Origin of the sequence: Streptomyces sp. NBC_00322 (assembly GCF_036147535.1) — a bacterium.
In the GTDB taxonomy this organism is placed as follows: domain Bacteria; phylum Actinomycetota; class Actinomycetes; order Streptomycetales; family Streptomycetaceae; genus Streptomyces.
In genome coordinates, this window is the sequence record NZ_CP108019.1 from 3,900,827 (window position 1) to 3,913,910 (window position 13,084).

A 13,084-nucleotide genomic window follows, 5' to 3' on the forward strand; every position below is an offset into this window, starting at 1 on the left:
TGCGCAGCGCAAAATTCCTACGAATTATGCAAATCAAGCGTGAGATGCCGGCCCGGGTCAGTCCGTACGGGGGCCACCCAGCTCACCCTCCCACCGGCGGTACAGCCGATGCGGCACCCCCGCCGCGTCGAGCACCCGTCCCGCCACGAAGTCCACCAGATCCTGGATGTGCGTCGCCCCCGCGTAGAACGCGGGAGAGGCCGGGAGCACCACCGCACCCGCCTCGTCCAGTGTCACCAGATGCTTGAGGGTCTGCCCGTTCAGCGGGGTCTCGCGCACCGCGACCACCAGCTTCCGCCGCTCCTTGAGTGTCACGCTCGCGGCCCGCTGCAGCAGATCCTTCGAGAGCCCGAGCGCGACTCCGGCCACGCACGCCGTGGACGCCGGGACGATGAGCATCCCCTTCACGGGATACGAACCCGACGAGGGCCCGGCGGCCAGATCCCCGGCCGCCCAGTGCCGTACGTCCTCGACGTCCACCCGGAAGGTGTCCGGCTTTCCGTCCGCCCCGCGCGCCAGCCACTCCCGCAGATCCTCGCGCCAGTGCGCGTCACGGAAGGCGATCCCCGTCTCGTCGAGCAGCGTGAGCCGTGAGGCGCGGCTGACCACCAGGTCCACGCTCTCGCCGGCGGCGAGCAGCCCGCGCAGCACGGCGGCGGCGTACGGCGTCCCGGACGCACCGGAGACGCCCACCAACCAGGGGGTGCGCTTGGCCTCGTTCATGCTGCTGAGCCTATCCGCCGGTCACAGGGTCAGGCCGCGCACCAGCAGATCGAGCAGCGCGCACCCGAACAGGGCGATGCCGATGAAGCCGTTGACGGTGAAGAAGGCGCGGTTGAGACGGGACAGGTCGTGCGGCGTCACGATCGTGTGCTCGTAGAGGAACGCGGCGGCGACGATCAGCAGCCCGGTCCAGAAGAATCCGCCCGCCTCGGTGGCCAGCGCGTACCAGACCAGCAGGACGGTCGTCGCGAGATGCGCGGCCCGGGCCCCGTACAGCGCGGCCGGGACGCCGAAGCGGGCCGGGACCGACATCACGCCGTGCGCGCGGTCCGCCTGGACGTCCTGGCAGGCGAAGATCAGGTCGAAGCCGCCGATCCAGACGCCGACGGCAAGACCCAGGATCACCGAGTCCCAGGACCACGCGCCGGTGATCGCGATCCACGCGCCGACCGGGCCCATGGCCTGGGCGAGGCCGAGGATGACATGCGGGAAGTTCGTGAACCTCTTGCCGTACGGGTAGACCACCATCGGGATCACGGCGATCGGCGCGAGCGCGAGGCACAGCGGATTGAGCGCGGCCGCCGCACCCAGAAAGACGACTACGGCGATCAGCGCGCCGGTCCAGGCGGACCGCACCGACACCGCGCCGGTCACCAGTTCACGGTTCTCGGTGCGCGGATTGCGGGCGTCGATCTCGCGGTCGATGATCCGGTTGCAGGCCATCGCGAAGGTCCGCAGCCCGACCATGGCGAGGGTGACCAGCAGCAGCCGCCCCCAGTGGATGTTCCTGTCGAACTGGAACATCGCGGTCAGCGAGGCGATGTACGCGAAGGGCAGCGCGAAGACCGAGTGTTCGATCATCACGAGCCGCAGAAACGACTTGGTCCTGCCGGGTTGCGGGACTGCTGCGGCAGCGCTGCTCACAGGCCGTACTCCTTCCACCGGCGGTCGACCTTCGCCGCCGTATCCGGGTCGGACTCGACCATGTCCGGCCAGCCACCATCCCGGACGTACCCCTCCTCGGGGAGCTTCTTCGTCGCGTCGATGCCCGCCTTGCCGCCCCAGAACTGCTGGTACGAGGCGTGGTCGAGATGGTCGACCGGGCCCTCGACGACGGTCAGATCACGGGCGTAGTCGGTGTTGCCGAGTGCGCGCCAGGAGACCTCGTGCAGATCGTGCACGTCACAGTCCGCGTCGACGACGACGATCAGCTTCGTCAGGGACATCATGTGCGCGCCCCAGATCGCGTGCATGACCTTCTGCGCGTGCTTCGGGTACTTCTTGTCGATCGAGACGATCGCGCAGTTGTGGAAGCCGCCCGACTCGGGCAGGTGGTAGTCCACGATGTCCGGCACGATGATCTTGAGCAGGGGGAGGAAGAACCGCTCCGTGGCACGGCCGAGCGGTCCGTCCTCCGTCGGCGGGCGGCCCACCACGATCGACTGGAGCAGCGGCCGCCCGCGCATGGTCACGCAGTCGATGGTCAGCGCGGGGAAAGGCTCCTGTGGCGTGTAGAAGCCGGTGTGGTCGCCGAAGGGACCCTCCGGGAGCATCTCGCCCGGCTCCAGCCAGCCCTCCAGGACGACTTCGGCGTTCGCCGGGACCTGGAGCGGCACCGTCTTGCAGTCGACCATCTCGATCCGCTTGCCCGCCACGAAGCCCGCGAAGAGGTACTCGTCGATGTCACCGGGCAGCGGCGCGGTCGACGCGTAGGTCACCGCGGGCGGGCAGCCGAAGGCGATCGCGACCGGCAGCCGTTCACCGCGCTTGGCCGCCACCTGGTAGTGGTTGCGGCTGTCCTTGTGGATCTGCCAGTGCATGCCGATGGTGTTCCGGTCGTGCCGCTGAAGGCGGTACAGACCGAGGTTGCGCACGCCCGTCTCCGGGTGCTTGGTGTGCGTCAGACCCAGGTTGAAGAAGGAGCCGCCGTCCTGGGGCCAGGTGAACAGCGCGGGCAGCTGGTCGAGATCGACGTCGTCACCGCGCAGGACGACCTCCTGCACCGGCGCGTCCTTCACCTTCTTCGGCGGTACGTGGACCATCGTGCCGAGCTTGCCGAAGGCTTCGCGGACCCCGACGAAGCCGTGCGGCAGCTCGGGCCTCAGCAGCCCGCCGATCTTGTCGCTGATCTCGGAGTAGGACTTCAGGCCGAGGGCCTTGAGCAGCCGGCGGTCGGTGCCGAAGACGTTCATCGCGAGCGGCATCGCCGACCCGCGGACGTTCTCGAAGAGGAGCGCCGGGCCGCCCGCCTTGTTCACCCGGTCGACGATCTCCCCGACCTCCAGATACGGGTCGACCTCGGCCTTGATGCGCTTGAGGTCGCCCTCGCGCTCCAGCGCCCGGAGCAGGGAGCGAAGATCGTCGTAAGCCATGCGGTCAAGTATCGCTGAGGCCTACGGTGATCCCGCGCGCGGCCCGCCCCTCTGCCGGGGGTCCGGGGGTTGGCCCCCGGGATAGCACAGCCGGCACGCACTACCCTGGACCCGTCACCGGGGCCGTACGCAGCCCCGCCATCGCTCCCCGGGGGGAACGCACCACCATGCTCCGGTATCTGCCCTTCCTGCTGGTCCTGGCGCTGTGGATCTACGCCTTCATCGACTGCCTCAACACCCCCGAGCAGGAGGTCAAGCACCTCCCCAAGGTGGTCTGGGTCATCATCGTGCTGCTCTTCGGCGAGGTCCTGATCGGCCCGATCGCGTGGCTCGTCGCGGGCAGGGACCGCAAGGCCACCGCCGGCGGCAGCACACCGTCCGAATGGCACCGCAACCACCGCACCGAGTTTGTCGCGCCCGACGACAACCCGGACTTCCTGAAGTCCCTCAAGGACGAGAACAAGAAAGACGAGGCGCTCCTCAAGGACTGGGAGGCGGATCTGCGCCGCCGCGAGGAGGAGCTCAAGCGCCGCGAGAACGGCGACGACCCCCAGCAGCCCTGACATGGAACTGCGTCTGCTGGTCACCTTCGAGAAGGTCGCCACCGTCCTCAGCTTCACTCAGGCGGCGGCCGAGCTGAAGTACGCCCAGTCCAGCGTCACCAGCCAGATCCGCTCGCTGGAGACCTCTCTCGGTACGGAGCTCTTCGACCGGCTCGGCAGCCGCATCCGGCTCACCGAGGCGGGCGAGCGGCTGCTGCCGTACGCCCGCCGGATCATCGAGCTCTCCGAGGAGGCCAGGGTCGCCGTCACCGGCGCCGACGAGCCCGCCGGGGCGATCAACGTCGGCACCATGGAGTCGCTGACCTCCTACCGGCTGCCCGCGCTGCTCGAACTGTTCCACCACCGCTATCCGCAGGTGAAGCTTTCGCTGCGCCCCACACTCGGGGACGAGACCCGTCAGGCGCTGCGTCAGGGCGTGTACGACATCGGCTTCCTGATGGAACGGGAGACCGAGCACGCGGGCCTTCAGACCGAGGTGCTGACCGCCGAACCACTCGTCCTGGTCTGCGCGCCCACCCATCCGCTCGCCGACGCGGCGAAGCTCGCGACCGTCGATCTGGCGGACATCCAGCTGGTGGGCACGGAGCCGGGCTGCCCGTACCGCGACCTCTTCGAGGAGGAACTGCGCGAACGCAACGGCGCTCCCCCGCCCTTCATGGAGTTCGGCACGATCGAGGCGACCAAGCGGGGTGTGGCCGGCGGCCTCGGGGTCGCGCTGCTGCCACGCATGGCGGTGCGCGAGGAGCTCGCGTCGGGGACGCTCCTCGCGCTGCCGTGGGAGCCGCCGTTCCAGCTGTACACGCAGGTTGCGTGGCGGGAGGGGAAGCGGCTGCCGCGCCATGTGCGGCTGTTCATCGACGAGACGATGCGGCTGGTACGGGAGCAGGAGTCGGCGAGCCGGTCCGAGGAGCCGAACCGGTAACCGTACGGGGCGACTTGGCGAGGTTGACCTTCAGGCTGGCGAACACGATCAGCGGGACGCCGAGCGCCTGGACGAGGCCGATGTGGTGCCCGTACACCGCCCAGTCGGCGACCATCGCGACGGCCGGGTAGGTGAAGGCGAGCACGGCGATCTTCGCGGTGGGCAGCTTCTGGTACGCGGCGTACATCAGGACGTACATCAGGCCGGTGTGGATGAGTCCGAGGCCGATCAGCCAGCCCCAGTCGGCGCCGGTCCCGCTCATGGCGCCGAAGTCGGCGAGGGGCAGCAGCAGCGGGATGCCGACGAGGACCTGGACGAGTGCGATCAGGTGCGGGCGTACACCCGTGATGCGCTTGGTGACAAGCGTGGAGAGGCCGTAGAGCAGCGCGGCGGCGAGCGCCTGGCCGATGCCGAGCAGATAGGTGCTGTTGCCGCCGGTGAAGTCGCCGGGCGTGACGCCGGAGACGAGGATCAGCCCGGCGAACGCGAGCGCGATCCAGCCGACCTTCGCCGCGGTGAGGCGCTCACGGAAGAGCAGGGCGCCCAGCAGCACCACGTAGAAGGGCTGCGTGTGGTAGACGACGGTCGCGACGGAGATCGAGGTGTTCTCGTACGACTCGAAGAGCAGCACCCAGTTGAAGACGATGAACAGGCCGCCGAGCGCGGCCAGTCCGAGCTTCTTCGGGGTGAGGCCGTGGTCGCGGAAGTAGCCGCGGGCCAGTGCGTAGCCCCCCAGGGCCAGGGCGCCGAAGAGGACGCGGAAGAAGACGACGTTGAAGGCGGAGGCGCCGGACTCGACGACGAAGATTCCGAGCGTGCCGGACAGGACCATGGCCGCGGTCAGTTGCAGGGTGCCCTTGCTCTCTGTGTTCATGACCATGACGCTACGAGTGGAGGCGGGAGCCGGTCCACGAGCCAGTGGGGCGTCCTGCCGATGGGCCGATCGGTGCCGCCGATGACTTAAGGTCCTGTCCGGCCGATCTTGCCGGGCTCGCGTGCCCTGGCACGCCCATCCGCTGCGTTGTCGTCAGTCGCCTACGCTCCGCGTGGGCTCCATCCTCCGCCGTGCAGCTGCACGCACCAGACCCCGCTCCCTGATCCGGCCTGATCGACCGGACAGGACCTAGCCTTGGGACGTGAGCGTCATGGAGAACGCGCGGTACGGGGCGTGGCTGCGGGCGGCCGTCGAGGAGGCCAGGACCGGCCTCGCGGAGGGCGGGATCCCGATCGGGGCCGCGCTGTACGGCGCGGACGGAAGCCAGCTGGGGCGCGGCCACAACCGGCGGGTGCAGGACGGCGATCCGTCGATGCACGCGGAAACGGCGGCCTTCCGGGCGGCCGGGCGGCAGCGCTCGTACCGGGGCACGACCATGGTGACGACCCTCTCGCCGTGCTGGTACTGCAGCGGACTGGTCCGGCAGTTCGGGATCTCCCGGGTGGTGATCGGCGAGGCGGCGACCTTTCACGGCGGGCACGACTGGCTGGCCGAACACGGCGTGGAGATCGTGCTGTTGGACGACGCCGAGTGCAGGACCCTGATGGAGGACTTCATCAGGGAACGTCCCGAACTGTGGAGCGAGGACATCGGTGACTGAACCCAGGATTCCCACCATCGATCTGCGCCTCTGGTCCCCCGGGGACCCGGCCGCCCGTGCCACCGTCGCGGCGATGGTCGACAAGGCCCTGCAGAGCGCCGGATTCCTCCTGGTCACAGGCCATGGGGTCGATCCGGGACTGCGCGGACGGATCCGGGAGGCGGCGGGAGAGTTCTTCCGGCTGCCCGAGTCTTCGAAGGAGCGGTACGCCGTGCGGGTCGGCGGACGCGGCTGGCTGGGCCCGGGCGCGGAGGCCAACGCCTATGCGGAAGGCACCGAGAGTCCCCCGGATCTCAAGGAGTCGCTGTCCTTCGCGGCGGACGAGCCGACCGGCGACGCTGCGGTGGACGCCGAGTGGTTCCTGCCCAACACCTGGCCGGACGAGGTGCCGGGTCTCAAGGCCCTGGTCGAGACGTATCTCGCGCAGATGCGGGAGCTGTCGGACCGGCTCCTCGGACTCCTCGGCGTCGCGCTGGGCCGGCAGGAGACCTTCTTCACCCGGCACACCGGGCACCCCACCTGGGGCTTCAACATCAACTGGTACCCGGGCCGGGACCGGCTCGGCGACCCGCAGCCCGGCCAGTTCCGCATCGGCCCGCACACCGACTTCGGCACGGTCACGGTCCTGGACCGGCAGGCGGGCAAGGGCGGGCTCCAGGTCTTCACCGACGAGGGCGGCTGGGAGGACGCGCCGTACGACCCCGAGGCCTTCACCGTCAACATCGGCGATCTGATGGCCCGCTGGACGGGCGACCGCTGGCGCTCGGGCCGCCACCGGGTGCTGCCACCGCCCGCGGACGCGCCCGCGGAGGAGCTGATCTCGCTGGTCTACTTCTACGAGTGCGACCCGGGCACGGACGTCCTGGGCATCGACTCGCACACCTATCTGCGGGCCCAGCTCGACGCGATCACGGCCGGCTGACGTACTCCTCGCGCAACTCCTGCCACCGCTCGGGCGTCCAGGTCGACCAGTCCGTCACCGGCCGCCCGTCCAGGGCGTTTGCGAGCAGCTCGAAGTGGTGGTGCCAGCCCGCCAACTGGTCGAGCCGCTGCTCGTCCGTACCCCGGAACTCATGGGTGAACCGGAGCACGGTGACGCTCTCCCCCGCCGCCTGAAGATGAAAGCGGATCCGGCCGCGGAAGGGGTCCATGGTGTACTCGGCGACCCGCTCCATGTCCCAGGCGGTGACCCGGCCCTCGGCCGCAAGGGTGTCCTCGGTGGTGAGCCGGCGCAGCCTGACGGCCCCGCCGATCCTCGGTTCGAGGACATCCGCGGCGGCGAGCCAGGTCGGCAGCCCCTCTGGCGTGGCGACGGCGGCCCAGACCCGCACCACAGGATGCGGCAGCCGGAGCTCGAAGTGCAGCAGCTGAATGCTGCCGTCCCGGGTCTCGCTGGTGCCATGGCGGATCGCATCCATGGCACCAGCCTCGCCCGGGCTCAGGAGTTGTGCACGCCCTGGGGTCAGACCCCGGCGTAGGAGTGCTTGCCGGTGACGAAGATGTTCACGCCGTAGTAGTTGAAGAGCCAGCAGCCGAAGGCGATGAGCGCCAGGGTGGCCGCCTTGCGGCCCTTCCAGCCCGCGGTGGCGCGTGCGTGCAGGTAGCAGGCGTACGCGACCCAGGTGATGAAGGACCAGACCTCCTTGGGGTCCCAGCCCCAGTAGCGGCCCCAGGCGTCGCCCGCCCAGATCGCGCCCGCGATGATCGTGAAGGTCCACAGCGGGAAGACCGCGGCGTTGATGCGGTACGAGAACTTGTCGAGCGTGGCCGCGGCGGGCAGGCGCTCCAGGACCGAGGTGGCGAAGGAGCCGGGCTGCACGCCGCGGGCCAGCTTGTTCTCGTAGCTGTCGCGGAACAGGTAGAGCAGCGTGCCGACCGCGCCCAGGTAGAAGACCGCGCCGCAGAAGATCGCGGTGGAGACGTGGATCCACAGCCAGTACGAGTGCAGAGCCGGGACCAGTTGGTCGCTGTCGGTGTAGAGCCAGGTGGTGGCGATGCCGAGGTCGAGGAGGACCGTGGTGACCAGCAGCAGGCCCATCCAGCGGACGTTCTTCTTCGCCAGCAGGAAGCCGAGGTACGCGCCGACCGCCACGGTGGAGAAGGTGATGGAGAACTCGTACATGTTGCCCCAGGGGGCCCGCTGCACCGACATCGCGCGGGCGACGACGCCGCCCGCCTCGACCAGGAAGGCCAGGACCGTCAGCGAGACGGCGATCCGGCCGTACAGGTCGCCCTTCTCGGTGCCGCCGGCCGCGCCGGGACCGTCCGGGACGTCGCGGGTTCCGGCCGCGGAGCGGGTGATGACCTTGGGCTTGTCCAGTACGGCGGTGCCGCCGGCCTGCTTGACCCGGACCGTGACCGAGGGGGCCGCGGCCGACCCGGCGCCGGTCAGCGCGGCGGCCGTGCGGCCGACCTTGCTGCGGCTGCCGAAGACCCATTCCGCGATGTGCGCGAAGAAGGCCAGCGTGTAGACGGCCATCGACGAATAGATCAGCACATTGCTGATGTGCGCGAGATTCTCGTTGGTTGCGGCGGCGAGAGTCACTTCTCAGCCCCTTCGGCAGGTACGTCTGAGGAATCGGGCGCCGTCGGCGCCTCGGCGTTGAGGGTCAGGGCCAGATCGCCCAGCTCCTCGGGAAGCTTCGGGGACTCGCTGCGGCCGAGTCCCGCCATTTCGACGACGGTCACGCCGTCCTCACCGGTCACGGCTCGTACCCAGATCCGGCGGCGCTGGATGAACAGCGAGCCGACGAGGCCCGCGATGGCGGCGATGGCACCCGTCAGCGCCCAGCCGTTGCCGGGCTGCTGCGAGATCTGGAAGCTCGCCCACTCCTTCACTTCCTTCTCGAAGGTGATGGAGCCCGCGCCGCCCGGGAGGGTCATCTTCTCGCCGGGCAGCAGGCGCGCCTTGAGGATCTGGCCCTTGGCGTCCTTGAACTGGGTCATCTTGGCGGTGTCGAGCTGGTACACGTTCTGCGGCAGGCCCGCGTTGACGCCGAGGCTGCCGTGGTAGCCGGTCAGCGCGATCACGGGGAACTCGAGGCCGGGGAACTGCGAGAACATGGTGCCCTTGCCCGCGCCGCCGAATGTCGGCACGAAGAAGGCCTGGAAGCCCAGCTGGTCCTTCTTGCCGTTCTTGTCCCGGTAGCCGTCCATCACCTTGATCGCGCCGGTCGACGTGATGTTGTTGTCGATCGGCAGCAGCGGGACGGCGCCGTTGAAGACGACCTTGCCCCGTCCGTCCCGGACGGTGACGACGGGCGCGTACCCGTGCGAGAGCAGATAGACCTTGGTGCCGTCGATGACCAGGGGCTTGTTGACCTGGATGACGGACTTCTTGTCCGGGCCGCCGCCCTGGGAGTAGGTGACCCCGGCCTCGAATGTGCGCGGTGTGCCACGCTGCGGCCCGCTCTTCTCGTACGTACCCGTGAACCGGTCCAGCTTGAAGGTGAACGGCGCGAGGTTGTCCGTGCTGAACAGCGAGCCGGACTTGAAGTCGTCGTACTGGGTGAGGGTGTTGGAGAAGCCGTCGCCCTCGACGATCAACTTGCCGCCCTCGGACTTGAAGAGCTGGCCCGCGGCGAAGGCCACCAGCATCACGATCAGCGCGATGTGGAAGATCAGGTTGCCGGCCTCGCGCAGATAGCCCTTCTCGGCGGCGACCGCGTCGCCGACGGTGTGGGCGCGGAAGCGGCGCTTCTTCAGCATCGCGAGCGCGACCTCACGCACCTGCTCGGGCTCGGCCCGCGTACGCCAGGTCGTGTACGCGGGCAGCCGGGTCAGCCGTCCGGGCGCGCCCGGCGGGCGTCCGCGCAGCTGCCCGACGAACTGCCAGGAGCGCGGCACGATGCAGCCGATGAGCGAGACGAACAGCAGGATATAGATCGCCGAGAACCACACCGAGCTGTAGACGTCGAAGAACTGCAGCTTCTCGTAGATCGGCGAGACCGTCTTGTGGGCCTCCTTGAAGGTCTGCACCTTCAGCTCGTCCACGCTGTTCTGCGGGATCAGCGAGCCGGGGATCGCGCCGAGCGAGAGCAGGAAGAGCAGGATCAGCGCGACCCGCATCGACGTCAGCTGCCGCCAGAACCAGCGGACCCAGCCGACGGCCGAGAGGGAGGGCCCGCCAATGAGCTCCTCGCGGGGGGCGGTGGACAGCTGGGCGCCGGCCGCGCCGAGGTCCTTGCCGTCCCCGCCGTCGCGCTGCTCTTCGGTCTCCGTCGTGCTCATGGAACTCAGATCCCCACCGTGAAGCCATTGGTCCAGCCCTGCATGTCCTGCACCAGGCTGTCCCAGACGCCGGTCAGCAGCAGCAGACCGGTCGCGATCATCATGATGCCGCCGATCCGCATCACCCAGGCGTAGTGGCGCTTGACCCATCCGAAGGCGCCGAGCGCCTTGCGGAAGGCCACCGCCGCGAGGACGAAGGGCAGTCCGAGGCCGATGCAGTACGCGACCGTCAGTATGGCCCCCCGGCCGGCGCTCGCCTGCTCGGCGGCCAGCGCGTTCACGGACGCGAGCGTCGGGCCGATGCACGGCGTCCAGCCGACCCCGAAGAGCGCGCCGAGCAGCGGTGCGCCGACGAGCCCGGTCACCGGCCGCTTGTGGATACGGAATTCGCGCTGGGTGAGCCACGGCATCAGCCCCATGAAGAACACGCCCAGCAGGATCATCAGCACGCCGAGGACCTTGGAGAGCGTCTCCTTCTCCGCCTGCAGGCTCGCGCCGAAGTAGCCGAAGAGGGCGCCGCCGGAGACGAAGACGGCGGTGAATCCGAGGACGAAGAGGGAGGCTCCCGCGACCATCCGGCCGCGCTTGGCCTCGGCCAGGTCGGTGCCGCTGACTCCGGTGACGTAGGAGAGGTAGCCGGGTACGAGAGGCAGCACGCACGGCGAGAAGAAGGAGACGAGACCGCCGAGTACGGCGATGGGCAGCGCGAGCAGCAGCGCACCGCTGAAGACCGTCTCATTCACCGCGACTCACCTCGCGAGGACCGTTCCACGATCACTTCTCCGCGACCAGCGGATCGATGATCTTGTGGAGCCCCTCGCTGTCGAGAGCCATGAGCGAGCGTGCCGCGATCTTTCCCTCGCGGTCGAGAACGATCGTGGAGGGAATGGCCTGCGGATTGAGGCTGCCCTTGGGGAAGCCGTTGACGATCAGCTTGCCCACCGGGTCGTACAGGCTCGGATAGCCGATCTCGTAATCCTTCTCGAAGGCGAGAGCCGGACCCTTGTTGGAGTCGCGGGTATTGATCCCGACGAACTCGACACCCTTGGCCTTGGTCTCCTTGGCGACCTTCGCGAAATGCGGTGCCTCGGCGCGGCAGGGCGGGCACCAGGAGCCCCAGACGTTCATCACGACGACCTTGCCCTTGAGGTCGGCGACGTCGAGCTGCTTGCCGTCGAGGGTCTCGCCGGAGAGCGTGTGCGGGGTGGTGCGCTTGCTCTTGGCGACGGTGGAGATGCCGCCGGTGTCGGTGACGAAGTTGGTGTCGCCGCCACCGCCGGACTTGCCGTTGGAGTCACCGCTGCAGGCCGACAGGGTGAGTGCGCCAACAGCGACCACGGCGGTCAGCAGGGCGGCGCGGGGGGCACGGCTAAGGCTCATGTGAAAAGTTTCGCATGGCGGTGCCAGGGATCATTCCGCGCCCCCCTGGGTGCCCGTAAAGCCCCTTGTCAGGCTGCCTTGAAGAATGTGTTCCAGCCGGCGGCCGGGGACTGGCCGACCTCGAGCGTACGCAGCTTGGCGAGCACCTGCGGGTCCTGGACATCGAGCCAGTCGCAGAACTGCCGGAAGGAGACCAGCCGTACGTCCTTCTTGCCGGCCATGCCCTTGAGCGCCTCTTCGACGGCGTCCATGTAGATGCCGCCGTTCCACTGCTCGAAGTGGTTGCCTATGTAGAAGGGCGCGCGATTGCTCTCGTAGGCCCGGTTGAATCCGGCGAGGTACGCCTCGGTGGCCTGCTTCTTCCAGCCGGGATAGCGCTCGGGCATGCCCTTGGTCGAATTGGTCGACTGGTTGGCGAGGATGTTGTAGTCCATCGAGAGCACTTCGAAGGAGTGCCCGGGGAACGGAATCTGCTGGAGCGGCAGATCCCACAGGCCCTGGCGCTTCTCGGGCCACATCTGGCGGCCGCCGGGCGAGCTCGCGTCGTAGCGCCAGCCCAGCTTCTTCGCGGTGGGCAGCAGCTTGTCCTGGCCGAGCAGGCAGGGGGTGCGGGCGCCGACGAGTTCCTTGCGGTAGTCGAAGGGCAGCGGATCGATGTCCTTCCAGCCCGTGTTCGTACGCCACTCGGTGACGAACTTCACAGCTTGGTCTATCTCGTTCTGCCAGTCGGCGGGCGACCAGTTGCCGACCGATCCCGAACCGCCGCAGAAATGCCCGTTGAAGTGCGTGCCTATCTCATGACCGTCGAGCCATGCCTGGCGTACGTACTTCAGCGTCTCCTTGATGTGACCGTCGGTGAGATAACCGATGTCGGATGCGCCGATGCCGTTGTTCGGCGGGCGGTAGAGCGTCTTCTTCGACTCGGGGAGCAGATAGAGCCCGGAGAGGAAGAACGTCATCGCCGTGTCGTGGTTCTTCGCGAGTTCGAGGAAGCGCGGGAAGAGGCCGTTGCCGACCTCGCCCGCGCCGTCCCAGGAAAAGATCACGAATTGCGGCGGCGTCTGGCCCGGTTCGAGCCGAACGGGCTTGGGCGGCTGGTTCGGCTGCTTGCCGGTGTCGGACGTGGAGCCGTCACCGATGAGCCGGCCCTGACTCTTGGACGGGGAGGGTTTGCCGTCCCCGCCGGGTCCGGCCTGTCCCCCTTTGTCCTGACCCAAGGAGCCGCAGCCCGCGATTCCGATTGCGGCTGCGGCTCCAAGTCCCGCCCCGAGCAAGCCCCTTCGACTGATGTCGCGCATC

The 13,084-nt window shown here is 68.7% G+C and carries 14 protein-coding genes; 4 read left to right on the plus strand and 10 right to left on the minus strand.

The annotated features are described in order from the left end of the window. Nucleotides 1–57 precede the first annotated feature (57 nt). The 3 genes from OG905_RS17585 to OG905_RS17595 are packed head-to-tail and all read right to left on the minus strand — an operon-like array spanning nt 58 to nt 3,095. Entirely contained in the window at nt 58–723 is a 666-nt protein-coding gene (locus OG905_RS17585) for a UbiX family flavin prenyltransferase (RefSeq protein WP_328671717.1), read from the minus strand. A 21-nt stretch (nt 724–744) separates the two neighbouring features. Beyond that, nucleotides 745–1,647 (minus strand): menaquinone biosynthesis prenyltransferase MqnP, encoded by a 903-nt coding sequence (mqnP, locus tag OG905_RS17590; protein ID WP_328671718.1) that lies wholly within the window; start codon nt 1,645–1,647, stop codon nt 745–747. After that, complete coding sequence (locus OG905_RS17595; protein ID WP_328671719.1) at nt 1,644–3,095, minus strand: menaquinone biosynthesis decarboxylase; 1,452 nt, start codon at nt 3,093–3,095, stop codon at nt 1,644–1,646. Before OG905_RS17595 ends, mqnP begins: the two co-directional genes overlap by 4 nt. Before the next feature lie 167 nt (nt 3,096–3,262). Here OG905_RS17595 and OG905_RS17600 point away from each other — a divergent pair, with 167 nt between their 5' ends. Together OG905_RS17600 and OG905_RS17605 are read left to right on the plus strand one after the other, a co-directional pair. Continuing rightward, on the plus strand, nt 3,263–3,658 hold the full coding sequence (locus tag OG905_RS17600; RefSeq protein ID WP_328671720.1) for a PLD nuclease N-terminal domain-containing protein: 396 nt from the start codon (nt 3,263–3,265) through the stop codon (nt 3,656–3,658). A gap of 1 nt (nt 3,659) precedes the next feature. Then, nucleotides 3,660–4,580, plus strand: a complete 921-nt coding sequence (locus OG905_RS17605) for a LysR family transcriptional regulator (RefSeq protein WP_328671721.1) — start codon at nt 3,660–3,662, stop codon at nt 4,578–4,580. Here the strand turns inward: OG905_RS17605 and OG905_RS17610 are convergent. Further along, nucleotides 4,510–5,454, minus strand: a complete 945-nt coding sequence (locus OG905_RS17610; RefSeq protein WP_328671722.1) for a DMT family transporter — start codon at nt 5,452–5,454, stop codon at nt 4,510–4,512. The two genes, OG905_RS17605 and OG905_RS17610, sit on opposite strands and share 71 nt — an antisense overlap. 271 nt (nt 5,455–5,725) lie before the next feature. Between OG905_RS17610 and OG905_RS17615 the strand changes: the two genes are divergently transcribed. Further along, nucleotides 5,726–6,175 (plus strand): nucleoside deaminase, encoded by a 450-nt coding sequence (locus tag OG905_RS17615; protein WP_328682414.1) that lies wholly within the window; start codon nt 5,726–5,728, stop codon nt 6,173–6,175. Further along, nucleotides 6,168–7,097: an isopenicillin N synthase family dioxygenase gene (locus tag OG905_RS17620; protein ID WP_328671723.1), complete on the plus strand. Its 930-nt coding sequence runs from the start codon at nt 6,168–6,170 to the stop codon at nt 7,095–7,097. The genes OG905_RS17615 and OG905_RS17620 overlap by 8 nt, the downstream gene beginning before the upstream one ends. Here OG905_RS17620 and OG905_RS17625 read toward each other — a convergent pair. The 6 genes from OG905_RS17625 to OG905_RS17650 form a co-directional block, all read right to left on the minus strand. Beyond that, complete coding sequence (locus OG905_RS17625; protein WP_328671724.1) at nt 7,084–7,593, minus strand: SRPBCC domain-containing protein; 510 nt, start codon at nt 7,591–7,593, stop codon at nt 7,084–7,086. The two genes, OG905_RS17620 and OG905_RS17625, sit on opposite strands and share 14 nt — an antisense overlap. Before the next feature lie 44 nt (nt 7,594–7,637). Then, nucleotides 7,638–8,720: a c-type cytochrome biogenesis protein CcsB gene (ccsB, locus tag OG905_RS17630; protein WP_328671725.1), complete on the minus strand. Its 1,083-nt coding sequence runs from the start codon at nt 8,718–8,720 to the stop codon at nt 7,638–7,640. Then, entirely contained in the window at nt 8,717–10,405 is a 1,689-nt protein-coding gene (resB, locus tag OG905_RS17635; protein ID WP_328671726.1) for a cytochrome c biogenesis protein ResB, read from the minus strand. Before resB ends, ccsB begins: the two co-directional genes overlap by 4 nt. Before the next feature lie 5 nt (nt 10,406–10,410). Beyond that, complete coding sequence (locus OG905_RS17640; RefSeq protein ID WP_266479438.1) at nt 10,411–11,148, minus strand: cytochrome c biogenesis CcdA family protein; 738 nt, start codon at nt 11,146–11,148, stop codon at nt 10,411–10,413. 31 nt (nt 11,149–11,179) lie between these two features. Then, complete coding sequence (locus OG905_RS17645) at nt 11,180–11,785, minus strand: TlpA disulfide reductase family protein (protein ID WP_328671727.1); 606 nt, start codon at nt 11,783–11,785, stop codon at nt 11,180–11,182. Between the two features lie 68 nt (nt 11,786–11,853). Continuing rightward, nucleotides 11,854–13,083 (minus strand): hypothetical protein, encoded by a 1,230-nt coding sequence (locus OG905_RS17650; protein WP_328682416.1) that lies wholly within the window; start codon nt 13,081–13,083, stop codon nt 11,854–11,856. Nucleotide 13,084: the final 1 nt, after the last annotated feature.

Bases quoted from the DNA above. Each gene is read 5' to 3' on its own strand.
- OG905_RS17645 (WP_328671727.1), bottom strand. From the start codon at position 11,785: ATGAGCCTTAGCCGTGCCCCCCGCGCCGCCCTGCTGACCGCCGTGGTC.
- OG905_RS17585 (WP_328671717.1), bottom strand. From the start codon at position 723: ATGAACGAGGCCAAGCGCACCCCCTGGTTGGTGGGCGTCTCCGGTGCG.
- OG905_RS17625 (WP_328671724.1), bottom strand. From the start codon at position 7,593: ATGGATGCGATCCGCCATGGCACCAGCGAGACCCGGGACGGCAGCATT.
- OG905_RS17615 (WP_328682414.1), top strand. From the start codon at position 5,726: ATGGAGAACGCGCGGTACGGGGCGTGGCTGCGGGCGGCCGTCGAGGAG.
- OG905_RS17595 (WP_328671719.1), bottom strand. From the start codon at position 3,095: ATGGCTTACGACGATCTTCGCTCCCTGCTCCGGGCGCTGGAGCGCGAG.
- OG905_RS17605 (WP_328671721.1), top strand. From the start codon at position 3,660: ATGGAACTGCGTCTGCTGGTCACCTTCGAGAAGGTCGCCACCGTCCTC.
- OG905_RS17600 (WP_328671720.1), top strand. From the start codon at position 3,263: ATGCTCCGGTATCTGCCCTTCCTGCTGGTCCTGGCGCTGTGGATCTAC.
- resB (WP_328671726.1), bottom strand. From the start codon at position 10,405: ATGAGCACGACGGAGACCGAAGAGCAGCGCGACGGCGGGGACGGCAAG.
- OG905_RS17610 (WP_328671722.1), bottom strand. From the start codon at position 5,454: ATGAACACAGAGAGCAAGGGCACCCTGCAACTGACCGCGGCCATGGTC.
- OG905_RS17650 (WP_328682416.1), bottom strand. From the start codon at position 13,083: ATGCGCGACATCAGTCGAAGGGGCTTGCTCGGGGCGGGACTTGGAGCC.